This is a genomic window from Acinetobacter sp. SWAC5, from assembly GCF_003419885.1.
Classification (GTDB): Bacteria; Pseudomonadota; Gammaproteobacteria; order Pseudomonadales; family Moraxellaceae; genus Acinetobacter; species Acinetobacter cumulans.
Genome location: NZ_QUWR01000001.1, coordinates 28,663 through 54,053 on the forward strand (window position 1 = coordinate 28,663; position 25,391 = coordinate 54,053).

General features: G+C 40.6%; 22 protein-coding genes and 1 pseudogene. 15 read left to right on the forward strand and 8 right to left on the reverse strand.

Annotated features, from left to right (window positions below):
- Positions 1-115: 115 nt before the first annotated feature.
- A complete protein-coding gene (locus DYI81_RS00180) occupies positions 116-547 on the forward strand; it encodes an NUDIX domain-containing protein (RefSeq protein ID WP_117006363.1) in 432 nt (143 codons plus the stop codon).
- Between the two features lie 117 nt (positions 548-664).
- Here DYI81_RS00180 and DYI81_RS00185 read toward each other — a convergent pair whose 3' ends face one another.
- Positions 665-1,675, reverse strand: coding sequence for an AraC family transcriptional regulator (locus tag DYI81_RS00185; RefSeq protein ID WP_117006364.1), 1,011 nt, complete (start codon positions 1,673-1,675; stop codon positions 665-667).
- 210 nt (positions 1,676-1,885) lie between these two features.
- Here DYI81_RS00185 and DYI81_RS00190 point away from each other — a divergent pair, with 210 nt between their 5' ends.
- From DYI81_RS00190 to ygiD, 4 genes are all read left to right on the forward strand, one after another.
- Positions 1,886-3,025 carry a CaiB/BaiF CoA-transferase family protein gene (locus DYI81_RS00190; RefSeq protein WP_117006365.1) on the forward strand — a complete coding sequence of 380 codons (1,140 nt, stop codon included), beginning with the start codon at positions 1,886-1,888 and terminating at the stop codon, positions 3,023-3,025.
- Positions 3,026-3,313: 288 nt separating this feature from the next.
- Complete coding sequence (locus DYI81_RS00195) at positions 3,314-4,957, forward strand: nitrite/sulfite reductase (RefSeq protein WP_117006366.1); 1,644 nt, start codon at positions 3,314-3,316, stop codon at positions 4,955-4,957.
- The gene (locus tag DYI81_RS00200) at positions 4,950-5,435 is read left to right on the forward strand and encodes a DUF934 domain-containing protein (RefSeq protein WP_117006367.1); all 486 of its coding nucleotides are present in this window, start codon (positions 4,950-4,952) and stop codon (positions 5,433-5,435) included. The genes DYI81_RS00195 and DYI81_RS00200 overlap by 8 nt, the downstream gene beginning before the upstream one ends.
- 232 nt (positions 5,436-5,667) lie before the next feature.
- Positions 5,668-6,522, forward strand: coding sequence for a 4,5-DOPA dioxygenase extradiol (ygiD, locus tag DYI81_RS00205; protein WP_117006368.1), 855 nt, complete (start codon positions 5,668-5,670; stop codon positions 6,520-6,522).
- 82 nt (positions 6,523-6,604) lie between these two features.
- Here ygiD and DYI81_RS00210 read toward each other — a convergent pair whose 3' ends face one another.
- From DYI81_RS00210 to DYI81_RS00220, 3 genes are all read right to left on the reverse strand, one after another.
- Positions 6,605-7,057: a VOC family protein gene (locus tag DYI81_RS00210; protein ID WP_117006369.1), complete on the reverse strand. Its 453-nt coding sequence runs from the start codon at positions 7,055-7,057 to the stop codon at positions 6,605-6,607.
- A gap of 289 nt (positions 7,058-7,346) precedes the next feature.
- Positions 7,347-8,522, reverse strand: coding sequence for a thiolase family protein (locus DYI81_RS00215; protein WP_117006370.1), 1,176 nt, complete (start codon positions 8,520-8,522; stop codon positions 7,347-7,349).
- A 108-nt stretch (positions 8,523-8,630) separates the two neighbouring features.
- Entirely contained in the window at positions 8,631-9,152 is a 522-nt protein-coding gene (locus DYI81_RS00220) for a GspH/FimT family pseudopilin (RefSeq protein ID WP_117006371.1), read from the reverse strand.
- A 376-nt stretch (positions 9,153-9,528) separates the two neighbouring features.
- On the opposite strand from DYI81_RS00220, the gene omp38 reads away from it, so the two are divergent.
- Both omp38 and DYI81_RS00230 read left to right on the forward strand, forming a co-directional pair.
- On the forward strand, positions 9,529-10,545 hold the full coding sequence (omp38, locus tag DYI81_RS00225; RefSeq protein ID WP_117006372.1) for an outer membrane protein Omp38: 1,017 nt from the start codon (positions 9,529-9,531) through the stop codon (positions 10,543-10,545).
- Between the two features lie 135 nt (positions 10,546-10,680).
- Entirely contained in the window at positions 10,681-11,211 is a 531-nt protein-coding gene (locus tag DYI81_RS00230; RefSeq protein ID WP_106985944.1) for a cysteine peptidase family C39 domain-containing protein, read from the forward strand.
- 142 nt (positions 11,212-11,353) lie between these two features.
- Here DYI81_RS00230 and DYI81_RS00235 read toward each other — a convergent pair whose 3' ends face one another.
- The 3 genes from DYI81_RS00235 to DYI81_RS00245 form a co-directional block, all read right to left on the reverse strand.
- Positions 11,354-12,820: an amino acid permease gene (locus DYI81_RS00235; protein WP_106985945.1), complete on the reverse strand. Its 1,467-nt coding sequence runs from the start codon at positions 12,818-12,820 to the stop codon at positions 11,354-11,356.
- A 9-nt stretch (positions 12,821-12,829) separates the two neighbouring features.
- A complete protein-coding gene (locus DYI81_RS00240; RefSeq protein ID WP_117006373.1) occupies positions 12,830-13,855 on the reverse strand; it encodes a methyltransferase in 1,026 nt (341 codons plus the stop codon).
- 64 nt (positions 13,856-13,919) lie between these two features.
- On the reverse strand, positions 13,920-15,290 hold the full coding sequence (locus DYI81_RS00245; protein ID WP_117006374.1) for a uracil-xanthine permease family protein: 1,371 nt from the start codon (positions 15,288-15,290) through the stop codon (positions 13,920-13,922).
- Between the two features lie 173 nt (positions 15,291-15,463).
- Here DYI81_RS00245 and typA point away from each other — a divergent pair, with 173 nt between their 5' ends.
- Both typA and mscL read left to right on the forward strand, forming a co-directional pair.
- Positions 15,464-17,299 carry a translational GTPase TypA gene (typA, locus tag DYI81_RS00250; protein ID WP_117006375.1) on the forward strand — a complete coding sequence of 612 codons (1,836 nt, stop codon included), beginning with the start codon at positions 15,464-15,466 and terminating at the stop codon, positions 17,297-17,299.
- Between the two features lie 279 nt (positions 17,300-17,578).
- Positions 17,579-18,007 carry a large conductance mechanosensitive channel protein MscL gene (mscL, locus tag DYI81_RS00255; protein ID WP_106985949.1) on the forward strand — a complete coding sequence of 143 codons (429 nt, stop codon included), beginning with the start codon at positions 17,579-17,581 and terminating at the stop codon, positions 18,005-18,007.
- A 96-nt stretch (positions 18,008-18,103) separates the two neighbouring features.
- Here mscL and DYI81_RS00260 read toward each other — a convergent pair whose 3' ends face one another.
- Entirely contained in the window at positions 18,104-18,526 is a 423-nt protein-coding gene (locus DYI81_RS00260) for a hypothetical protein (RefSeq protein WP_106985950.1), read from the reverse strand.
- A 222-nt stretch (positions 18,527-18,748) separates the two neighbouring features.
- On the opposite strand from DYI81_RS00260, the gene eat reads away from it, so the two are divergent.
- The 6 genes and pseudogenes from eat (at position 18,749) to DYI81_RS17885 (ending at position 25,313) form a co-directional block, all read left to right on the forward strand.
- On the forward strand, positions 18,749-20,188 hold the full coding sequence (eat, locus tag DYI81_RS00265) for an ethanolamine permease (RefSeq protein ID WP_117006376.1): 1,440 nt from the start codon (positions 18,749-18,751) through the stop codon (positions 20,186-20,188).
- Positions 20,189-20,213: 25 nt separating this feature from the next.
- Positions 20,214-21,599, forward strand: coding sequence for an ethanolamine ammonia-lyase subunit EutB (locus tag DYI81_RS00270; RefSeq protein WP_117006377.1), 1,386 nt, complete (start codon positions 20,214-20,216; stop codon positions 21,597-21,599).
- A gap of 15 nt (positions 21,600-21,614) precedes the next feature.
- Positions 21,615-22,433, forward strand: a complete 819-nt coding sequence (gene eutC, locus DYI81_RS00275; protein ID WP_106985953.1) for an ethanolamine ammonia-lyase subunit EutC — start codon at positions 21,615-21,617, stop codon at positions 22,431-22,433.
- A 765-nt stretch (positions 22,434-23,198) separates the two neighbouring features.
- Positions 23,199-24,674: pseudogene (locus DYI81_RS00280) on the forward strand (mechanosensitive ion channel); the annotation flags it as partial.
- Positions 24,675-24,847: 173 nt separating this feature from the next.
- A complete protein-coding gene (locus DYI81_RS17880) occupies positions 24,848-25,021 on the forward strand; it encodes a hypothetical protein (RefSeq protein WP_165382494.1) in 174 nt (57 codons plus the stop codon).
- A gap of 142 nt (positions 25,022-25,163) precedes the next feature.
- On the forward strand, positions 25,164-25,313 hold the full coding sequence (locus DYI81_RS17885) for a hypothetical protein (protein WP_171356279.1): 150 nt from the start codon (positions 25,164-25,166) through the stop codon (positions 25,311-25,313).
- Positions 25,314-25,391 lie beyond the last annotated feature (78 nt).

A 25,391-nucleotide genomic window follows, 5' to 3' on the forward strand; every position in this document is an offset into this window, starting at 1 on the left:
GCCAGTTTGATTTTGTCTCTTGTAGCTAAAACAAGTATTCAAATGTGTGCCTGAATTAATTTTAATTTTTTGATTTGTCTGTATTAAGATATTGCGCCTTCTGTAGGAGTGATCAATGAGCCACATACGTGCAAAAGTGATTTGTTTATTTAGACATCAAGAGCAGGTTCTTTTAGCTCAAGCCTATGACCCAACAAAGAACGAGCATTATTTAATGCCCATCGGTGGCGGAATTGAGTTCGGAGAACGCGCTGCTGATAGCATCCGCAGAGAAGTGCAGGAAGAAATTCAGCAAGAAATTACCCAGCTGAAATATCTCGATGTACTCGAAAATATTTTTACGTTTGATGGAAAAGCAGGTCATGAAATTGTGTTTGTATATTCTGCTGTATTTATAGATCAGCGTATGTATGCTCAGGCAATGATTAAAGGTATAGAGTCGAATGGCGATGAGTATCAAGCGACGTGGTACACGCAGGCACAACTTACTCAATTGAACTTACCGATTTATTCTCTTGGCATAGAGGCACTTTTGTTTCAGTCCTAGCTTAAAGTATCGTTGAGTTTGTTTTAATACAATGCAAAAGCCCAAGCAGAGTGCTTGGGCTAAATGAATCACAGAGAAGTATAAGACAGTAAATTAGTCAAAAAGTCTCATTTCGACTTAGTGATAACCATGCAGTTGACGGTAAAGGCCTGGTGTTACACCTGTCCACTTCTTAAATGCACGGTGGAAAGTACTGGTTTCACTAAAGCCAACTTGCTGTGCCACATCTTCTAAAGTTAAAGCAGGGTTTAGCAATAGGTGAATCGCGGCATCACGGCGCAGTGCATCTTTTACACCTTGATAGCTTTTACCTTCGGCTGCTAGACGGCGACGCAATGTTTGAGGTGAAAGATATAACATTGAGGCAACATCGTTCAATGTTGGCATTTCTTCGCCAATTTGGCTCTTCAGCACTTCACGAATACGTGAAGTAAGTGAGTTGGTATTTTTAAATTTCACCAGCAGTTGTGCAGGGGCAGCTTTTAAGAATTCTTCTAAAGATTCTTCGTTTTGACGAATTGGAAGATCTAAATAATCCGCAGCAAAGGTGATTTCAGTACGTGGCGTATCAAACTGCATTACGGGCGCAAAGAAAAGCGCATCATATTCATCCGCATGTTCTGGGCGGCTATAGCCGAAATGTACACGCTCTAAAGGCAGACGACGCTCAATCAACCAAGACGCCAAGCCATGCCAAATCATGAGCATACTTTCAGTAATAAAATGATCAGGGTCCATAGATTTTGGGATGAGTGGCACCAAACGCGCTTCGTGCTTATCGCGTTCTAAGGTTACCGACCATTCATCACCAAATAATTTATAAAACTGAGAAGACAGCTCTAATGCATCACCCAATGTTTTGGCATGAATAATCAGCTGACACATGATGGCAAAAGTACCTAAACGACGTGGCTGAATATCAAAACCGACGTGTTCGTCTTGCGTCACCATCCACAACATTTTGATAAAACGCGTGTACTGTTCTGGAGAAATACGCGCTTTGGGTTGGCGCAGTAGTTCGGCTTCAATTCCGACGTGAGACAATAAAGTTTCGACATCCATGCCTAAGCGTTTTACACCAGACAAAGCAGCATTGACGAAATGGATACTGATCGTATCGCGGCTCATGTTGATTCCTTCAGGCTCTTTAATGTTCACAAATTTTGACCTAACTGACACTTAAAAAATTAAATATGGCAATTTACAACAGCGAAAATACCATTTTTACATGGTAAATTGCCGAAACTATCAAGGTAAATGGCTGAACATGACATTGTTTTGTATCATTTATATTTCTAATATGCATAAAAAATCAACATAAACAGAGTAAAAACTCCAATGTCAGCACCCCTAAAAGGCTTGAAAGTTCTTGATTTTTCCACACTTCTACCTGGTCCATTCGCCACTTTGTATTTGGCCGATCTGGGCGCAGAGGTTGTGCATATTGAATCACCTACGCGTCCAGACTTGGTTCGTTTGATGCCACCTTATGCAAATGGGCAGGCTGTGGCACATAGTTATTTAAACAGAAACAAGCAATCGATCGCACTCGATTTAAAAGACCCAAACAGTATTGCATTGCTGTATCAAAAAATATTAGAGGTCGATATTGTGGTTGAGCAATTCCGCCCAGGCGTTATGCAACGCTTAGGTTTGGACTATGCAACTTTGGCACAGATTAATCCTAAATTGATTTACTGCTCAATTACAGGCTATGGGCAAACCGGACTTTATAAAGATAAAGCTGGTCATGATATTAATTATTTAGCCTTGTCTGGAATCGCGGGATACAGTGGCCGTCAGCAGAGTGGGCCACCGCCACTCGGCATACAAGTTGCCGATGTTGCAGGCGGTTCTATGCATGCTGTTATGGGAATATTGGCTGCAGTCATTGAGCGCTATCAAAGCGGTATAGGACAGTATATTGATATTTCTATGACTGATTGTGCTGTGGCATTAAACAATATGGCGGCAGCCAGTAGTTTGGCTGGTGGTGAGCATGCCGAAGCCGAGCAAACGCATTTGAATGGAGCAACATTTTATGACTATTACCCAACGCAAGACGGGCGCTATTTTGCAGTGGGTAGTTTAGAGCCCCAATTTATGCTGGCTTTAGGGCAGGCGCTCGAACTACCCGTGCTTTTACAGAAGGGAGCATCATTTGATCAGGCTGACCGAGCAGAAGTGAAACAAGCGCTACGCGACAAATTTGCATCTGAGCCATTTGCAGTGTGGCAAGCATTGTTTCAAAACTTGGATGTATGTGTAGAACCCGTATTATCTTTGCAAGAGGCTTTAAATTCACCTTTGGCAGCTACGCGGAATTGGGTGGTTAATGTTCCCTTAAATGCTGAGGCCGTAGAAACCGAGCCACAGTTGGCCTGTCCAATTAAATTTTCACGTTCTCAGGCCAGTTATCAATATATTGGACAAGCACTTGATGCTGGCACTTGGTTTAAGTCTACAGCTGACGATTAGTGAATGATCATAGATGAATGCATGCTGTGGTTGATTGCAATTAACATCCTCTTTAATTAAAAGCCTACATCGTGGGCTTTTCTTTATGATAAAAAAATGCTAAAGATTAAATAAAATAATCAATATTAAAAAAAGCAATTACAAATGACCTGAAAGTGCCTATATCAATGATATTGAGATAGTCTTATCAATAAAATCGCTATTAAATATGTAAAAAACGCATTTTCTTGATAGATCAAATCTCGTTATTCTGTGCATCGTTATAATAGAAACTACTAGCTGTACGCCATGTATTTATATACTGATTTTGATCAGCAACTGATTAATGAACGTGTTGCACAGTTCCGTGACCAAACGGAACGTTATTTAGCAGGTAAATTGACAGAAGACGAATATCGTCCGCTTCGTCTGCAAAATGGTTTATATGTGCAGCGCTATGCACCCATGCTCCGTGTTGCTGTGCCTTATGGTTTAATGAACTCGACGCAACTGCGTAAAATTGCTTCACTTGCAACAGCGTATGACCGTGGTTATGCACACGTTTCAACACGTCAAAACTTCCAATTTAACTGGCCAGCGCTTGAAAATGTGCCAGATATGTTAGAAGAGTTGGCATCAGTACAAATGCATGCCATTCAAACCTCTGGTAACTGTATTCGTAACACGACAACAGACCAATATGCAGGTGTGGTTGCAGGCGAAATCGAAGATCCACGTGCAACGTGTGAATTGATTCGTCAATGGTCAACCTTCCACCCAGAATTTGCTTTCTTACCACGTAAGTTCAAAATTGCAGTATCTGCACTTGAAGAAATTGACCGTGCTGCAACAGCTTTTCATGACATCGGTGTTTACATCGTGCGTAATGAAGCAGGCGAGATGGGCTATAAAATTAAAGTGGGCGGTGGTTTAGGTCGTACCCCAATTATTGGTAGCTTTATTCGTGACTTCTTACCTCGTGAAGATTTAATTGCGTACTTAGAAGCTGTACTACGTGTTTACAACTTACACGGTCGCCGTGATAACAAGTACAAAGCACGTATCAAAATTTTGGTAAAAGCATTAACGCCAGAAGTATTTGCAGAAAAAGTTGAAGCTGAATTTGCACATACCATCAAAACATTAAAAATTGATGCTGCCACTTTGGCAAAAATGGATGCGAACTTTACGCCATTTAATTACCAAGATTATGCAGATGAAGATTTCACTGCAAAATTTGCTGAATATCCAAAATTCAAACAATGGTTCAACATCAACACCAATGCACATAAAGTAAAAGGTTACCGCATCGTAACGATTTCACTTAAACGTGCTGGCATTGCACCAGGTGATGTGACCACTGAAGAAATGAACTTGATTGCAGATCTTGCAGACAAGTACACATTTGGTGAGTTACGTACAACGCATGAACAAAATATTGCGTTGGTAGACGTTCCACAAAAAGATTTGTTTGAACTTTGGCAAGTATTGGATTCAAAGGATTTGGCGCGTGCGCATATTGGTTTTATTACTGACATTATCTGCTGCCCAGGCGGTGACTTCTGTTCATTGGCCAATGCGAAATCAATTCCAATTTCTGAAGCGATCTCTCGTCGTTTTGATGACCTAGATACGATTTATAACCTTGGCAAGCTTGATCTGAATATTTCAGGTTGTATGAATGCATGTGGTCATCACCACGTTGGTAATATTGGTATTTTAGGTGTAGACAAAAAAGGCGCTGAATTCTACCAAATCACGCTTGGCGGTAATGCTGATCATGATGCATCGATTGGTGACATCTTAGGGCCATCATTTGCAGCGGATCGCGTACCTGATGTTGTCGAAGAAATCTTAAATACCTATCTTGATCTTCGTGCGGAAGGTGAAGACTTTATTGATACCTATCGCCGTGTTGGCATTCAACCATTTAAGGAGCGTGCTTATGCTTAATACCGCACTACAAGTGCTCTCTAAAGATGGCACAATTGCAGACAATAGCTATCAAATCATTGCAGAAGATGGCGTATTACCACAAGGTGATGTGCTATTGACTGTTGAGCAGTTAGATCAGATTGCAAATGTAACGGGCAAAAAAGCATTGTTCTTAACGGTGGATGCTTCTCCTGAAACTAATGAATTTCCGCTAGATCAACTTGATGCAATTTTTATTGATTTTGCAGGCTTTAATGATGGTCGTGGTTATTCATTTGCTGCATTGTTACGTCGCCAAGGCTACCAAGGTGAACTTCGTGCCACAGGTGATGTATTTAAAGATGTATTAAATTACATGAAGCGTGCAGGCTTTGACACTTTTGTGATCAAAGAAGGCAAAGATATTCATGAAGCTGCTGCTGGTTTGGGTGACTTTACTCATCCTTACCAAGCTTCAACGGCTGTACCGCAAGCACATTATCAAACAGGTGCTTAATTAAATTAAGTAACTGAAAAAGCTGGACTGAGGTTCAGCTTTTTTTTGGCCAAATTAAATGCAAATAGAAATTTTAGTAATGGATGGGTGAATCTCAGCACTTCGCTATATGATCAATTTGCCTTATTTAGCTCCAGCGTTCTATTTTTGCAATGTTGTAGTGACGTAAACAGACTATCGGGACATGTATGAACTTTGCATAATAAAAATATCCATCACATAGGTGAATATCATGCACATGCAAACAGGCGATTTATCTCTTCTCAAAAATTGGAATGCAACACTTCCACACACTGCAGCTATGCCTGTTTTGTTTCTAGGGCATGGTTCACCCATGAATGCCATTCAAGACAATGAATTTACACGTGAATGGAATAGAGTAGGGGCGACTTTAGAAACCCCACCAACGGCCATATTATGTATTTCAGCGCATTGGTTGACTCAAGGTGGTACAGCGGTCACTGCGATGCAAATGCCACGTACCATTCATGATTTTGGTGGCTTTCCACAAGCTTTATTTGATATGCAATATCCTGCGTCAGGTAATCAAGCTTTGGTCGATGCAACTGTCGATGCAATCCAAAGCATTGATATTCATCATGACCATGAGTGGGGCCTAGATCACGGCACTTGGGCAGTGTTATGTCACGTTTTTCCTGACGCCAATATTCCTGTGGTGCAGTTGAGCATCGATTATAGCCAAGGTGCACAATATCATTATGATTTGGCAAAACAGCTTGCGGGGCTGCGCCGTAAAGGGGTGTTGATTGTTGCGAGTGGTAATTTGGTTCATAACTTGGGTCGAGTTGCCTTTGATAAAATCAACCATGAATATGGTTTTGATTGGGCGCTCGAAGCAGACCAGAAAATGCAGAGTTTTTTGTTAGCGCGTAATCACCAAGCACTCATTGATTGGGATAAACAAGGCACGGCTTTTAAACTCGCCATTCCAACGCCTGATCATTATTATCCAATGATCTATGCACTGGCTTTACAAGAAGACAAAGACGAGTTGAGTTTATTTAATGCCAAAGCAGTGGGTGGATCACTGACAATGACATCTTTTCGGTTAGATCAATTTGCATAAAATGACATGGTCACCGTATAAAAAAAGCGACCTTTCATTGGGTCGCTTTTTTGTGTCGAATGAGCTGAGATGCTGACCTCAATTACGCAGTTTCTAATTGGCAATTGATCATCCATTGAATGCCAAATTGATCGGTGAGTGCACCATATAATGCCCCCCAGAATGTTGGACTCAAAGCCATTTCAACTGTGCCATTGACGGCAAGTGCATCAAACAGTCGTTTTGCCTCATCTTGTTCACTGGCATCTAGATTAATCGAAATATAATGATTGGTGCCTACGGTAAATGCTTTATTGGTTTGAGCACAAAATTGTTCGCTAATATCTGAGGCCATTAAAACGGTATGTTCATTAATCGGAAGAGAAATATGCATAATTTTTTGACGGTCTGCCTCAGATAAAGGGGATTGACCTTCTTGTGTGGGCACATCGCTATAACGCATAACAAATAAAAACTCGCCACCAAAGACAGACTTATAAAAATTAAATGCCGCTTCAGTATTACCTTTAAAGTTTAAATAATGATTGAGTTGCATGTGAGCACCGCGTTTTTTGTTGTTGTGGTCACTTAAGATTAAGCTTAAATTCTTAAGCCAATGTGATTGCTGTGTTCAAAATTGTAATTGCTAGCATGCAAGCTTTATTAAAATGACGATAAGAAATTTTGATTTGAAGATCGGATTAAAAAATCCCCCATTACGGAGGATTTTATACAGATTTTTTGTGAGTGAAGATTGATATAGGACTTTAAGTTATCCATTAATAAGGAACTAAAGCGATGTTATTCATCTACCTAAATTCTTTTAAAAGGAGTGCCTTAAAGTCTTAAAGTACTTCAATCGCGACAGCAGTTGCTTCACCGCCACCAATACACAGCGCAGCAATACCGCGTTTACCGCCAGTACGCTTAAGGGCATGTATTAAAGTTAAAATAATGCGTGAGCCTGTAGAACCCACAGGGTGGCCAAGTGCACATGCACCACCATTAATATTCACTTTTTCTGCATCCAGTTTGAACTCATCCATTGGGCACATCGTCACCATAGCAAAGGCTTCATTAATTTCCCAAAGGTCAACGTCTTGAGCGTCCCAACCTGTAGCATTTAATACCTTTTGAATCGCGCCCACAGGAGCAATGGTAAATTCAGATGGATGCTGTGAATTTGAAGCATACGCAACAATTTTAGCTAAAGGGTTTAAGCCCTTTGCTGTAGCTTGTTCTGCAGAGGTTAAAACTAATGCTGAAGCACCGTCAGAGATAGAGCTCGCATTGGCAGCAGTAATGGTGCCATCTTTAGCAAAAGCAGGGCGTAATGTTGGAATTTTGTCGATATTGGCATTGAATGGTTGTTCATCTTTATCAATAACTACATCGCCTTTACGCGTACTCACAGTTACAGGCACAATTTCATCTGCAAAATAACCTTCAGTAATTGCTGTTTGCGCACGCTTTAAAGAACGAATGGCAAAGTTATCCATCTGTTCACGTGTATAGCCTTTGCTGTTGGCCATGTCTTGTGCAAATGAACCCATTAAACGACCAGTCTCAGCATCTTCAAGACCATCAAGGAACATGTGATCTTTGATTTCGCCATGGCCCATACGGAAGCCAGCACGTGCTTTAGGTAGCACATAAGGTGCATTGGTCATGGATTCCATACCACCAGCAACTACAAACTGTGCAGAGCCAGCTTTAATCATGTCTGCTGCTTGCATCACAGCTTTCATGCCAGAACCACACAATTTATTAATGGTGACTGCGCCAGTCGAATCAGGCAGACCAGCTAAACGCATCGCTTGACGCGCAGGGCCTTGTTTTAAGCCTGCAGGAAGCACACAGCCCATAATGACTTCTTCGATATCTGTTGCTTGTAAGCCTGAGCGAGCAATTGCTTCTTTAATTGAAGCTGCACCTAAAGTAGGTGCTGTTACACTTGCTAAGCTTCCTTGAAAGCCACCCATTGCGGTACGCGCACCATTAACAATTACGATGTCAGTCATTGTGATTTCTCCGAATCTGTTTTATTAAAATAGTTAAACCCACAGCAGTATATAAAAAAAAGCCGTGGAGAAAATGACCTTTGTGCCAGAACTTTAGACCCACCAGTTCTAACAACTGTTGATATTTTCTAGCCGTACATGGCCCATTTTACTCATGATGATTTTTTGATGAGGCAAATCGATCAGTGAGCAATGGAAAAAACTTCCGTTAGAACCAATAGGCATTCCTGTTGTGGCCTGAAAGGTTAGGCTCGGAATGCTGAGCGTGCCATGCCAATCGAGAGTGCTGTATTTAAGGTTGAGTTTTTCCTGATGCAGAATGTTTTCTGTACTATCAATTTGTCGATTTTTATTGTTATCGACAAAGATTACAAAGCCAGTGCTCCATTTGCTCGGCTGACATTGAGTGAAATTTTCACTCGGACAGATCACAATATTGGAATTTTGAATGGAGGCAAAATTTTTAGCTTGACGACTAAATGTTTGTATTTTCTTTGCTGTGAGTTGCATTTCTTGCATGGCTTGATGCCGTTGGAATGCGGGTAATGCATAGCTTGAAATGATACAAATAATTGCCACGCACACGATGAGTTCTAATTGTGTGAAACCATTTTTTACTATAAAAAACATTGGATTGAACCTTGTATTTGGTATTTATTTTTATTAATTCATGTTATTAATAATGTGCTTCAACACATTTTTGAGTTGAGCAAAAATTTTTATTACTCAAGTTTTAATAAAACTGCTAAAATATTTAGCAAGTGAAAAATAAGCGATTCACAAGAATAAATTGAGTAAAAAATTACCGAATTACAACGGAAATTGTAAGTAATTTTGTCAATAATTTACTTGATTAGACTAATCAAGCACTTGGAAAACCATTGAAGTGTTTGTATGATTCGGCGTGAATAGCTTAAAAAATAAAACTGGGGTATTAGAAAGCCTATCTCAGGATGCCGGTATTTTTAGGCTTGAACAACAATTGTTATCTCTGGAGGATAAATCCATGAAAATGAGTCGTATTGCTTTAGCAATGCTCGTAGCTGCTCCTTTAGCAGCTGCAAATGCAGGCGTAACTGTTACTCCATTAATGCTTGGTTACACATTCCAAGACACTCAGCACAACAATAGCGCTAAAGACCACTTAACTGGCGGTGCTGAACTTCAAGACGATTTATTCGTTGGCGCAGCGCTTGGCGTTGAATTGACTCCATGGTTAGGTTTCGAAGCTGAATACAACCAAGTTAAAGGCGACGTTGAAGGTGCTGGTGTTGCTGCTGGTGCAGAATACAAGCAAACTCAAATCAACGGTAACTTCTATGCTACTTCTGATTTGATCACTAAAGACTACGATAGCAAAGTTAAGCCATACGTATTGTTAGGTGCTGGTCACTACAAATACACTGGTGCTGGTCTTAAAGACGAAGGTACTTTGGGTAACGCAGGTGTTGGTGCTTTCTGGCGCTTAAATGACGTTCTATCTCTTCGTACAGAAGCTCGTGCTACTTACAACATCGACGAAGATTTCTGGAACTACACAGCTTTAGCTGGTCTTAACGTAGTTCTTGGTGGTCACTTGAAACCAGCTGCTCCTGTAGTTGAAGTTGCTCCTGTAGCTCCTGTAGCTCCAGTTCAACCAGCTCCACAAGAGTTGACTGAAGACCTTAACATGGAACTTCGTGTGTTCTTTGATACAAACAAATCAAACATCAAAGATCAATACAAACCAGAAATCGCTAAAGTAGCTGAGAAACTTTCTGAGTATCCAAACGCTACTGCTCGTATCGAAGGTCACACAGACAACACTGGTCCACGTGCACTTAACGAACGTCTTTCTTTAGCTCGTGCTAACTCTGTTAAAACAGCACTTGTTAACGAATACAACGTAGATGCAGCTCGCTTGTCTACTCAAGGTTTCGCTTGGGATCAACCGATTGCTGACAACAAAACTAAAGAAGGCCGTGCTATGAACCGTCGCGTATTCGCTACGATTTCTGGTAGCCGTACTGTTGTAGCTAAATAAGATTCAATAATTATTTATTGAATTGAGTTTAAAAAAAGCAGCCGAAAGGCTGCTTTTTTTATGGGGGCGAATTTTGCTGAGTTTGTTAGAATAAGCCTGTATGAAGATAAAGAAATCAATTGACTGCGAGTTGCTATGGGCTTGAAGATACCAGAGGCTTTATTAAAGCTAAAATCTAATAGTGGAGTTTATGCTGTGTGGATGGTGCTACAGCACTATGGGATACAGGCAGACATACAGCGGTTGGTTAAAATTACTGGCTATGATGGCGAAGGGGCATTTAGTATCGGTTTAGCATTGGCATTGCAAAAGTTAGGTTGTAAAACCAGTTTTCATACGGCACCAGATCCAGATAAGCAACCTAAAGAAATTGAATACTATCAAGAAGCCAAGCAACTCAATATTCCAATTCAAGCTGCTTTAAGCTATGAGCAAATTAAAGAAAAGATCGATCAGGGTTACTTTGTAATTGTGTATTACGATACTGTTGAAGGGGTGGGACACCATTCTTTGGTGTATTCAATGAATAGCCGTGAAATTTGTTTTTTTGATAATTTTACGACTTTATCTGCACGAACTTTTGAAAAAAGACGTAAAGCAGAAGGAATTTGTCGTCAGGCGATTGTGATTGATGGTTCAAAATTAGCTGATATTAAATTGAGTTAAGTTGCTTGTATATTGGCGAAACCATGAATGTACTGATTTTGGTGTCGGAATACTTAATAAGTAGGGACCGCAGTTTTCTTTTTGATTGTGATTACAAATAAAAAAAGCTACACCGGAGTGTAGCTTTTTTTGGGGTTAACTTTTAGGCGTCTTTATCAACATTCATTGGACGTACATCCATGTCTTGATATGAAACCATTTTTGCTTTGTATTTCCACTTATAGCCCAGCCAAATTGCTAGGAATAAGAAAATACCAATATACGTTGAAATGACTGCTAAGATGTCACCGTCAAGTACTGCTTGGTAGTTTTGACCGAGAACGACAATTGCACACAAAATGAAAGCAAACCATGGTGCAAACGGGAAGAATTTAGCGCGGTAAGCCAGATCTTCAAGCTTATAGCCTTGGTGTACGTACCCTTTGCGGAAGCGGTAGTGTGAAATCGCAATGCCTAACCAGACAATAAAGCCACACATACCAGACATATTTAAAAGCCAGTTGAATACAGCTTGCTCACCAATAAATGTGGTCAAGAAGCATAGAGCAGCAATTGCAGTGGTTGCATAAAGCGCATTCATTGGTACACCACGGCGGTCCAATTTTGAGAAGGCTTTTGGCGCACTGCCATTTTTTGCCATATCAAACAGCATACGTGTTGATGAATACATGCCAGAGTTACCTGCAGATAAGATTGCAGTTAAAATCACAGCATTCATTACAGAGGCTGCAAAAGCAAAGCCTGCTTTTTCATACAACAACGTAAATGGTGAAAGTGCAATATTTTCACTAGATGCTGCTTGTAAAAGCAGTGGGTCATCGTATGAAACGAGCGTGCCAATAATGAAAATACACACCACATAAAACAATAAGATACGCCAGAAAATTTGCTTGATTGCTACTGGAATTGTTTTCTTTGGATCTTTAGATTCACCTGCTGCAACTCCGACCATTTCTGTACCTTGGAAGGAGAATCCAGCAATCATGGCAACACCAATAAGAGCAGACAAACCACCCACAAACGGTGCTTCACCTTTAGTCCAGTTGGCAAATGTTTCTACACCTGGGGTTAACATGATTTTACCAATCATGAAAATACCAATGATGATAAACACAACAATCGCTAGCACTTTAATTAAGGAGAAGAAAAACTCAGACTCACCAAAACCTTTGACTGTAAGGGCATTAATACCGAAGACGATCGCTAGGAAGAGCGCACTCCAATAAAATCCTGGTATATCTGGGAACCAAAATTTCATAATGAATTGAACTGCAACGAGTTCGAATGCAACGGTAATTGCCCAGTTGTACCAGTAGTTCCAGCCCAAAGCAAAGCCGAAACCACTTTCTACATACTTGGTGCCGTATGTGAAGAAAGCACCTGAAGTTGGGTTATGTGTTGCAAGCTCACCTAAGCTGGTCATGAGGAAATAAATCATTACCCCAATTAAGCAATAGGCCAGTAGTGCACCACCTGGACCAGCATTCGCAATGGTTGCACCAGAAGCAAGGAATAAACCTGTACCAATAGAGCCACCAATGGCAATCATATTTAGATGGCGGGCGCCAAGCTTACGCTTGAGTTGCGCCTGTTGATTCGTTTCGCTCATCGTTATTCCTTAAGATTTTTTTTGAGTGCTAGCGAAGAGCACTTTAAAGCCTTGTTGATCAGCCTTGGTAATACACTGACCAAAACTTTGTTCAATTAAAACGGGATAATTTAAAAAACGGTTGGCAACAATCCACAGTTCGCCATCCGACTTGAGATGACGTCGTGCAGTTTTGCATAAATTTTCACTGGCATTGTAGTCGGTTTGAATCCCTTGATGAAAGGGTGGATTACTGACGATTGCGTGTAAAAACAGTGGTGCATCTTCTATGCCACTAACCGCCTTGATCTCAAGTTGTTCTGGAACAAGAGAATTTTCTTCAAAAGTCATTTTAGTCGAAGCAAGAGCAAAGGCGTCGACATCCATCGCAAAGATGCGGTTTTTTGGATTTAATTTGGCCAAATAAGCACTAATAACTCCAGCGCCACAACCAAAGTCTGCAATTTTGCCAGAGCTTACTTTAGATAGGTAAGGTAAGAACACAGCTGTACCCACATCTAAACGATTTTGGCTAAATACACCAGGTAATGCACAAATGTTTAAATCGCCTTGTGGTGTTGGTACGGTATAGCGTTGTGCCCAATCTTCCAATGCTTTGGCTGTGGTATTTTTTTCTAGTACCGTTTGCCACATTTGGCAATGGCGTGCGCTGTCTAGCTTAAGGGTTTTACCATAAGGAAGAAGCTGTTTAGATGCACGTTCAACGCCACCTTTTTTCTCACCCACTAAGAAGATCGAAGCACCTAGGCTTAAACGACTCGCAAGGTTATGCAGAATATAATTGAGTAATTCTTTAGATTTAGGAACAAAAACGATGGCTTGATCAAACGCGCCTTGAGGGAGTTCAACACCAAAATGTACAGTTGCTTGACGGGCTTGAAAATATTGAAAATCGTTAAAATTCCAAGTCCAAACACTGGCATTGATGTTTGAAGCTAAATTACTGAGCAAGTCATCTGTTGGTGCATTTACGAACAATACGCGACCATCAAGAAACGCTTCCTGACGAATTACAACTTCACTTTGAGGAATCATTTTATTTCTCCATAACAAAAGCACCGCCAAGGGATAACGCTTGACGGTGCTTGAGCAAAATGAATTATTTCTTCACTTCAGGAAGAATAATATTCAATACAAGGGCAGCAATACCGCCAGTTGCAACACCAGAACTAAAAATGTTGCGAATGAGTTCAGGCAAGTGTTCAAGAATTTGTGGTACTTGAGCAACACCTAAGCCGAGCGCTAAAGAAATCGCGATGATTAATAATGCACGACGATCTAACTGAATCCCAGAGAGGATATTAATCCCTGAAGCAGCAACAGCACCAAACATCACCATAACTGCACCACCGAGTACGGCCTGTGGGACAGCTTGGATTACGCCTGCAACAGCAGGAAGTAAGCCTAAAATCACCAATAAAGCAGCAATCCAAATACCTACATAGCGACTTGCAACACCAGTCAATTGAATGACACCATTATTTTGCGCAAACACAGAGCTTGGGAAAGTGTTGAAAATACCTGCAAGGAATGAGTTAGCACCGTTAACGAGGACACCGCCTTTAATGCGCTGCATCCACTGTGGGCCATTTACAGGTTGGTTTGATAATTTTGAAGTTGCGGTAATATCACCAATGGCTTCTAACGAAGTTACAAGGTAAATAAATGCCATTGGAATAAATAAGCTCCAAGAGAAGCTTAAGCCAAAGTGCATTGGTGTTGGAATTTGTACCAGTGGTGCATCTTTTAAACCATCAAAGTTTAAGTGCCCCATAAAGCCTGCAAGGATGTAACCCACCACAAGTGCGATTAAAATCGCTGAGCTTTTTACCCATGTAATACGTACACGGTTGAGTAAAATAATTAAAGCCAATACCGTGCATGACATGATGAGATTATCTGCATTGGCAAAGGTTTTATCGCCCATGGCTTGATAACCACCACCCATTGAAATTAAACCTTCTTTGATTAAGGTTAAGCCAATAAGCAGAACCACAATACCTGTAACCAGTGGCGTGATTAGTTTTTTAATCCACGGTAAAATTTGTGATACGCCCATTTCAATGAATGCACCTGCAATCACCACACCAAAAATAGAAGCCATCACTGCTTCTACAGGCGTGCCCGCAGCCACCATTGCTGAACCAATACCAATAATTGGGCCAATAAAGTTAAAGCTTGTACCTTGAACGATTAAAAGACCTGCACCAAAAGGGCCAACTTTTTTACATTGAAGGAAAGTTGCGATGCCTGAAATGACCAGAGACATCGATAAAATCATATTCGTGTCTTCTTTAGACACACCTAAAGCCAAACAGATTAAGAGGCCAGGCGTCACGATAGGGACAATAATGGCCAATAAATGTTGGAAGGCCGCTAAAAAAGCGACGAATGGTTTTGGTCGATCTTCGAGTCCATAGACTAAATCGAGTTGATCTTTAGGGTCAGGAGATTGGTTCAAATCAGACATAAGGTACAGCAAATTAAGGCTAGGTGGCGCTATTCTAATCTGTTTACATCCCTTTACAAAATTAAAAGGGGCCGTATGGCGAAAAAAATTGATCATGTCAATAAACTGTCACTACTAAAATCTATATTTTTTCTGTATAATTTGCCCTCAAACTTTAGGCGTATCGAATACACATGTCAGATATTAAAACTCTCCGTAACATTGCCATCATCGCGCACGTCGACCATGGTAAAACAACTCTAGTTGACAAACTTTTACAACAATCAGGTGCTCTTGGCGATCGCGCAGGCGAGATCGAACGTGTAATGGATTCGGGCGCTATTGAAAGCGAACGTGGTATTACCATTCTTGCAAAAAACACTGCAATCAAATGGTTAGACAAGCGTACTAACACTGAATACCGTATCAATATCGTGGATACCCCGGGACACGCCGACTTCGGTGGCGAAGTTGAACGTGTAATGTCAATGGTTGACTGCGTACTTCTTCTTGTTGACTCTCAAGAAGGCCCAATGCCACAAACTCGTTTTGTAACGCAAAAAGCGTTCGCACGTGGTTTGAAACCAATCGTAATTATTAACAAAGTCGACAAGCCAAACGCTCGTCCAGACTGGGTAATTGACCAAGTATTCGATTTGTTCGACAACCTTGGTGGTTCTGACGAACAGTTAGACTTCCCAGTTGTATATGCTTCAGGTCTTCGTGGTGTGGCTGGTCCATCTCCAGAAGAACTTGCTGAAGACATGACTCCATTGTTCGAAACAATTGTAGACATCGTTGAACCACCAGCGGTTGACGTTGATGGTCCATTCCAAATGCAAGTGTCTTCACTTGACTATAACAGCTTCGTAGGTGTTATCGGTGTTGGTCGTATTCAACGTGGTTCAGTGAAATTAAACACTCCTGTAACTGTAATCGACAAAGACGGTAAAACACGTAACGGTCGTATCTTAAAAATCATGGGTTACCATGGTTTAGAGCGTATCGATGTTGAATCAGCTTCTGCTGGTGACATTGTTTGTGTAACGGGTATTGATGAACTTCATATCTCTGACACAATCTGTGATCCTAAAGCAGTTGAAGCTCTTCCAGCGCTTTCTGTAGACGAACCTACAGTATCGATGACTTTCCAAGTAAACAACTCACCGTTTGCTGGTAAAGAAGGTAAATTCGTAACTTCACGTAATATTCGTGAACGTCTTGACCGCGAATTGATTCACAACGTAGCACTACGTGTTGAAGATACTGACAGTCCAGACCGTTTCAAAGTATCTGGTCGTGGTGAACTTCACCTTTCAGTACTTATTGAAAACATGCGTCGTGAAGGTTTCGAAATGGGCGTATCTCGTCCACAAGTAATCTTGAAAGAAATAGATGGTGAAAAACAAGAACCTTACGAAAACGTAACGTTTGACGTTGAAGAACAGCACCAAGGTTCTGTAATGGAACAAATGGGTCACCGTAAAGGTGAAATGACAAATATGGAAGTTGACGGTAAAGGCCGTATCCGTATTGAAGCAACTGTTCCTTCACGTGGCTTGATTGGTTTCCGTTCTGAATTCTTAACAATGACTTCAGGTACAGGTATCATGACTTCAAGCTTCTCGCACTACGGTCCAATGAAACAAGGTACTGTTGCGAAACGTCAAAACGGTGTATTGATTTCTATGGTTCAAGGTACTTGCTTGGGCTATGCATTGTTTACACTTCAAGACCGTGGTCGTCTATTCGCTAAACCACAGTTAGAAGTTTATGAAGGTATGATCGTTGGTATTAACTCACGTTCAGACGACATGACTGTAAACCCAACTAAAGCGAAACAGTTAACAAACGTACGTGCTTCTGGTACTGATGATGCGTTAACACTTGTTCCTAACATTGAATTTACGCTTGAACAAGCACTTGAATTCATTGAAGATGACGAGTTAGTTGAAGTAACACCTAAGTCAATTCGTATTCGTAAACGTTGGTTGACTGAAAACGAACGTAAACGTAACCGTAACGGTTAATTTTATCGTTCCGAAAAAAACCGCTGACTTAGGTTAGCGGTTTTTTTATGCATGGATGTTTTAAATAAAAAAGAAAAACTTGAATGAGTTTATTCATCTAATCTGACATGCATAATTTTGATAAATCCTTTTTAATATAGAGAAAAATGTTTTGTGTGAATTTTTATACATGGCATTTAGAATCTAATAAAAACCAAGTAAATTAGGTGGAAATAGTTATACAGATATAATGTATACTTCGTCACAAAATTAAAGCTGAAAAAAATTTCTGGAGATAACATGAGTATTATTCAAGAATTTAAAGAATTTGCCGTAAAAGGCAACGTGATGGACTTGGCTGTCGGTGTGATCATCGGTGGTGCGTTCGGTAAAATTATCGATTCCATGGTAAAAGACATTGTGATGCCATTGATTTCATGGATCCTTGGTGGTGACGTGGATTATTCAAACTGGTTCGTTGTACTGGGTGATAATCCAAATAACCTGACAACTTTAAAAGCAGCGCAAGATGCAGGCTTAAATGTTTTAGCTTATGGTAACTTCCTCACCATTTTGATTAACTTCCTATTGCTTGCATGGGTTGTGTTCTGGTTAGTGAAATTGATGAACAAAGTTCGTCGTCAAAAAGTGGAAGAGCCAGCTCCAGCAGCAACACCAGAAGATATTGAATTGTTGCGTGAAATTCGTGATGAATTGAAAAAACGTTAATCATGATGATACATATAAAAACGGCGCTTTGAGCGCCGTTTTTGATTTTGAATCAAGAGCTATAGACATGTAATACAGGCTCAAATGGCCAAGGTATTAATGCACAAACATATCCATAAATTCGCGAATTTCTTGAATAGCTGTTTCCACATCAGTGGTTAGCCAAGTTGGTTCAAAAAAACCTGCATAATGGTCTAAGCGGTCTTGCGGTACAACCAAGCGAACGGGGCATTCTTCTTCTAATAAACGCCAAGGAATGATCGGCACCTCGTTGTCTAAGAAGGCTGAGACATTGCGAATATCAATCACCATCGCATTGATGCATTCCGGAAAAGGCATCACCGAGAACTCTTCTGTACGACGACGAAAATATTCTAAATCGCCCCATTTCAGCAGAAAGCTCGGTTTATTAAATTCCATGATCCCAATCAGATGCTGATCACGGGTGTAGTGTAATGTACAGTGATGAGTGACGTCAGTGTCAAGATCAAGCGTTACACTTTGTTGACTATACGCCATAAATAATCAGTGCATAAAAAATGAAGTGCATAATTATAGCTCATTTCCTTTTGGAAATGCAGACTTTCCCTGATGGACAGATGGGCGTACTAAAATACTTAAAACTCAATAAATTTGAATAAGATAACAAATTAGAACAAGGCAAATTTGACTAAAAATTCAAAATTGGTATAGCTTGTGCTTATCACTGAGTGAAAAATAAACATAAGATCAGAGGTGCCTATGTCTGAATTAAAATCTGCTGTTGCACCATCGACAGCACATGCAGAAACAGCCGATTATTTTGCACAACGACAACTCAAAAAAGGGGCTGTGGGCTGGTTGCTTTTAGTTGGCTTAGGGGTGGCCTACGTCATTTCAGGTGATTTTGCAGGATGGAACTTCGGCCTTGCTCAAGGTGGCTGGGGTGGCATGTTTATAGCCACAGTTGTGGTTGCGCTGATGTATTTGTGTATGTGCTTATGTATGTCGGAAATGTCGACCATGCTTCCAACTGCAGGTGGTGGTTATAGTTTTGCCCGAACTGCATTTGGTCCGATGGGGGGCTATCTTACGGGCACTGCGATTCTGATTGAATACGCAATCGCACCTGCTGCTATTGCCTGCTTTATTGGTGCTTATTGTGAATCCTTATTTGGTATTGGTGGTTGGATTATTTATTTGGTCTGTTATCTACTGTTTATGGGGATTCATTTAAAGGGTGCGGGTGAGGCACTTAAGATCATGTTTGTGATTACAGCAGTGGCTGCTGTCGCACTTATGGTATTTATTTTCGCTATGTTGCCAGCATTTAACAGCGCGAATTTATTTGATATTGCTGTACATACAGAGGCTACAGGTGCAAGTGCTTTCTTGCCACTAGGCTATTTAGGGATTTGGGCAGCAGTACCTTATGCCATTTGGTTCTTCTTGGCTGTTGAAGGTGTGCCATTGGCAGCAGAAGAAGCCAAAGAGCCTGAAAAATCATTGCCTCGAGGCTTAATTGGCTCAATGCTGATTTTGGCTTTTTTTGCACTTAGTATTTTATTTTTAGGGCCTGGTGCCGCCGGTGCTGATGCATTAAAAGCCTCTGGCGCACCGTTGGTCGATGCATTAAAAGCAGTTTATGGCGCCAATACTTGGTTGGCAGGTTTTGTTAACTTTGTGGGCTTGGCAGGTTTAATCGCAAGTTTCTTCTCAATTATCTACGCTTATTCACGTCAGATCTTTGCCTTGTCTCGTGCAGGTTATCTCCCTAAAAAATTGTCTTTGACCAATAAAAACCATGCTCCCCATTGGGCAATTATAGTGCCGGGTGTGATTGGTTTTTGTATGTCATTGTCAGGTGAAGGTGATTTACTTATCTTGATGGCTGTGTTTGGCGCAACCATTTCTTATGTGCTGATGATGCTGTCTTATATTAAATTAAAGACCTCAAAAGCAGACTTGGTGCGCCCTTATAAAGCACCTGGCGGTGTAGTGACAGCAAGTATTGCTTTGCTATTGGCGGCTATTGCTGTAGTGGCTGGTTTCGTCGTAGACCCTAAAGTTTGGTTGATGGCGGCTGCCATTTACGTGTTATTTATCTTGTATTTCTTACTGTATAGCCGTCATCACTTGGTTGCGGGTACACCTGAAGAAGAGTTTGCAAATATTCAACAAGCAGAACAAGAGCTGAAATAGCGATAAAGGGAATTAGGAGGGAAACATGCTCTACCAAATGAATGTGGTACATCATCATTATGTTTTTGCCGATTTAAAAACCTTAATGGCTAAGGCGACGCCAGAACGTTCGGGCGATCAGTTGGCAGGTATAGCTGCAGTGGATGCCACAGAGCGAGTGGCTGCACAAATGTGTTTAGCAGATGTGCCATTAAAGCAGTTTTTAAATGAGGCGTTGGTCGATTATGACCGTGATGAAGTGACACGTTTAATTATGGATGAGCATGATGCTGTCGCGTTTTATCCTATTTCACATTTTACCGTAGGAGATTTTCGCGATTGGTTATTAAGTGCAGATGCCACGACTGAAAAACTACAGGCGCTACAACTCGGGCTGACTCCTGAGATGGTGGCAGCGGTCAGTAAGATCATGCGTAATCAAGATCTTATTTTGGTTGCCAAAAAATGCCGAGTGATCACAAAATTTCGTAATACGATTGGTTTAGAAGGACATTTATCGACGCGCTTACAACCCAATCACCCCACAGATGATGTATTGGGGATTTCTGCCAGTATTTTAGATGGACTGATGTATGGCAATGGCGATGCCGTTATTGGCATTAACCCAGCAACAGATAATGTGCAGAACCTGTCAGAGCTGCTCAAGCTGATGGATTATATTATCCAAGAATATGACATTCCGACCCAGTCTTGCGTACTCACGCATGTGAGCTCAGGCATACAGCTGGCGAACCAAAATGTACCTGTGGATTTAATGTTTCAGTCCATTGCAGGAACGCAAAGTGCCAATACAGGCTTTGGTATTGATCTTGCCATGTTACAAGAAGGTTATGAGGCGGCATTGAGCCTGAAACGTGGCACCGTTGGGCAGAACGTAATGTATTTTGAAACAGGGCAAGGCAGTGCCTTATCAAGCAACAGCCATTTTGGGGTGGATCAACAAACTTTAGAAGCACGTGCTTATGCCGTGGCAAGAAAGTACAAACCCTTTTTGGTCAATACCGTGGTGGGCTTTATTGGGCCTGAGTATTTGTACAATGGTAAACAGATTATACGTGCAGGCTTAGAAGACCATTTTTGCGGAAAATTACTGGGTGTGCCGATGGGCTGTGATATTTGTTACACAAACCATGCTGATGCTGATCAAGATGATATGGATGTGTTACTGACTTTACTGGCCAATGCAGGCCTTAATTTTATGATGGGCATTCCGGGTTCAGATGATGTGATGCTGAATTATCAAACCACGTCATTTCATGATGCTTTATATATTCGACAGCTGTTGGGCTTAGAGCCCGCGCCAGAATTTGCAGTCTGGTTAGAGCAACAAGGTATATTGAAGCAACAAGCACAGCAATTGAATTGGCCAAGCCAAATGCCAGATCAATTTGCACGACTGTTGCGCTCTTAAAGGGAGTTGAAGCGAATGAAATTATCAGCAGATCTTCAGTTTCAAACACGTGTTGAGGCCAACGCGTGGGAACGCCTAAAACAGTTTACTGATGCACGTATTGCATTAGGACGTGTGGGAGGGAGTTTACCTACACAGCCTTCTTTAGCATTTCAGTTGGCACATGCCCAAGCAAAGGATGCTGTGTTAAAACCCCTAGATATAGAGGGGTTACGATTGCAACTCACTGTGGTGAATAATGAGGTTTTGCAAGTCGAAAGCTGCGCACAGGATAAAGATCTTTACCTAAAACGGCCTGATTTAGGGCGGGAACTATCAGAGGCTTCACGTCAGTTACTCAAAGATTATGTGCAGTCAAACCCCAATACTTATGATGTGGTGATTGTGGCGGGAGATGGTCTGTCTGCACGAGCCATAGAAGATAACGCGCCGTATTTTATGCAGCAGTTTTATGCAAGTTGTCAGCAGGCGCAATGGCGTGTAGCACCTTTTGTCATTGCGACTGGCAGTCGTGTTGCATTGGGCGATGAAATTGCCGAAATTTTACAAGCAGATATGTTGGTTATGCTGATTGGTGAGCGGCCTGGGTTGAGTTCACCTGACAGCATGGGGATTTACTATACTTGGCAAGCACGGCGTGGCTGTCATGATGCGATGCGTAATTGTATTTCTAATGTGCGCCCTGCAGGTTTATCTACACAGCTTGCCATACAGCGCTTATTGGGGCTGATGAACAAATCTAAACAACTGGGCTTATCGGGTGTGCACTTAAAAGATGAACATGAAATGACCATAGATACACAAGATACAACACGCCCTAAACGCTTATTTTAATGTTCAGATAAAGTATCACCTTGAGTACATTTGACTGTGCTCGACGGATACATTTATGCTTTACAGGTTTTCACTAGATGTTAATGCATTTATACAGTGTGTAGTGTTTGGCTTGTTAAAATAAAAGAGTCAAAGGACACAAGGTGTAAAGATTATGATGCATGATTTTAAAAAACCACCTTTTAGTTTGAGTCGAGCAGACATACAACATAAAGAAAAATTGCCTGTCTATATTTTGATGTTAGTGGGATTTTTCTTACTTGCTTTATTATTGTATATGTTTGCTGGGATGAAACCCTAGCTAAAAAGCGTTCGATCCTCAGTATGTTTTCAATATTTAAAATGTTGAAATTAAATATTAAATAAACCATTTGATTCAGTTTGCTTAAGCTTTATTACTTGAATTAGGCGAGAAGCAATCAAAAAGTATAGGTTTCTACAGTGAAGTTGAGCATCTGTGTTTAAGGTGGATTACAACGTGATCTACTTCAATAAAACCTGATCACTCATGTTATGAGTATATGATTTAAGTCTCTAATATACATAATTTTTAAATCCAAGACCCAGCCCATGTGCTGGGTCTTTTGCAATGCTCTGTGCTCTTTTGTTGTAGTTATGCATTTAACTATTGTTTAGAAAGTGAACAAATCTTAATGTTTAAAGGTTATATAAAAAGATAACTGTGTCACAGATATAAAGACCTCGTACAACAAGTATTAAAGCGTGTTACGACATGATTTCTAGCAATAAAGAGGGCCAAACAAAATGAATCAATATCTTAATCGCCCAAATGGGCAGTTCGATGCAATGTATTACTGGGATCAGTTCCATCCAATTTTAAGTGCAGTGGCTATTTTATTAATTGGTTGGATTGTTGCTTTATTGGTTGCAGGGGCAATTAAAAAGCTTTTGCAAAAAATTGGCACCAATGACAAATTGTCCAATGCAACAGGTCATCGCTCAAATATCGAAAGTATTGTGTCTCGGATTGTATTTTGGATTATCTTGGTAATTGCTGTCATTGGCGCATTAAATGTGCTGAATTTGAACAGTATTAGTGGTCCATTTAGTAATATGATTCAGCAGTTCCTGCTTTTTGTTCCTCAGCTTTTAGCGACATTGGCTGTTGGATTTATTGGCTGGATTGTGGCCAATTTGGTCAAAGTCGGTTCCCAAAAACTATTAGATAAAACACAACTAGATGAAAAACTCAGCTCCGATGTTGGTGTGAGCCCACTGAGTGAAAATATCAGTAATATCGTATATTGGCTGATTTTATTGCTATTTTTACCGATTGTGCTGTCGATTTTAGGTCTGAATGGCTTGCTGTATCCTGTACAAAATATGGTGAATGAAGCCGTTTCATATTTACCAAATCTGTTTATTGCCGGCGTGATTATCTTCGTAGGTTACATCTTGGCAAAAATTGTGCGTGGAATTGTCGAAGGTCTGGTCAGCAGTTTGAGCATACAACAACAAGCTGAAAAACTGGGCTTGTTTAAAAATGGCAATGTGGCACGTTTACTGGGCTCATTTGTATTTGCCATTATTATCTTCACTGCATTAATTGTGGCATTTGAAGCTTTAGGCATTGATGCGATTTCGCAACCAGCGACTGCAATGTTGCACGAAGTGATGTATGCCATTCCCAATATTATTGCAGCAGGCCTAATTTTAATTTTGGCTTATGTCGTATCACGTTTGGTGGCACGTTTAGTTTCTGAAGTTCTAGCGGGTACAGGTGTAGATAACGTACCAGCAAAAGTGGACTTACAGCGCTTTTTAGGAAACACGAAACTGTCTGATATTGTGGGTTATCTGATTGTATTCTTTACCATGCTGTTTGCAGTATCCGAAGCGGCTAACCGTTTGGGCTTTGCACAAATCAGTGACTTAATTGCCATGTTTATTCACTTTGGTGCCAATATCTTGCTCGGTGCTGTAATCTTAGTGATTGGTTTTTGGCTGGCAAATGTTGTGGCAAATGTCGTACAACGTGGGGAGTACAATAGTTCGCGTTGGTTAGCTAATCTAGTCCGTGTATTGATTATGGGCTTGGTTGTCGCGATGGGTCTACGTGCGATGGGCATTGCAGATTCGATTGTGAATTTGGCTTTTGGCCTAACATTGGGCGCCGTTGCCGTTGCATTTGCTTTGGCCTTTGGTTTAGGTGGACGTCAACCTGCAGAGCGCTTATTGTCTGATTTGTTAGATAAAGCCAAAAAAGAAGCTGAAAAACCGACGGATGTGAAAGCGCAATTAGTCGCACCACAAAAGCCAATTATTACGCCACCTCCAACGGATACACCAGAATGACCTAAAATAACCTGTACAAATAGACTGAAAATAACCACTTTAGAGTGGTTATTTTCATGAAATCAAGTTAAATTTATATACGAAAAAAGGTAAAAAGAATGTCTAAGAAAGCCCCAAATAAATTTTTTGCGCCTATTGTGATTGCTGGCATTACTATTGGGTTTCTTGCTAGTGCATATCAATTTATATTTGCACAAAAAAAGCGCAAAGAAAAACAACAACCAGTGACAGAACAAGTTGAAAATGAACAAGAAGTAAAAAATAATGATTGAAATTTAATCTTATTTTGATATTTTAGTGAATACATTGAAGCATAAATAATAAAAGAGACGCCGTCGTTTTCATCGGATTGAAACAGGCATGAATTATGCTTTCAATTATATAAACGGAGTTAAAATAATGGGGGTATTCCAAATGATGCATAAAGTATTCAATTTCATCACGTCAAACACAGTTGCAACACCAAGTCATATTCAACATGCTGTGGCTAAAATGGATCGTACGATTGATCGTATGGACAACAGTCAACATGTACAATTGTTTAAAACGGATTACTTAGAATAAGTACTCGCAATATTTAAAATGCATATATAAAAAGAGGCTGTTGATATCAACAGCCTCTTTTATTTTAAGCTTGAAATG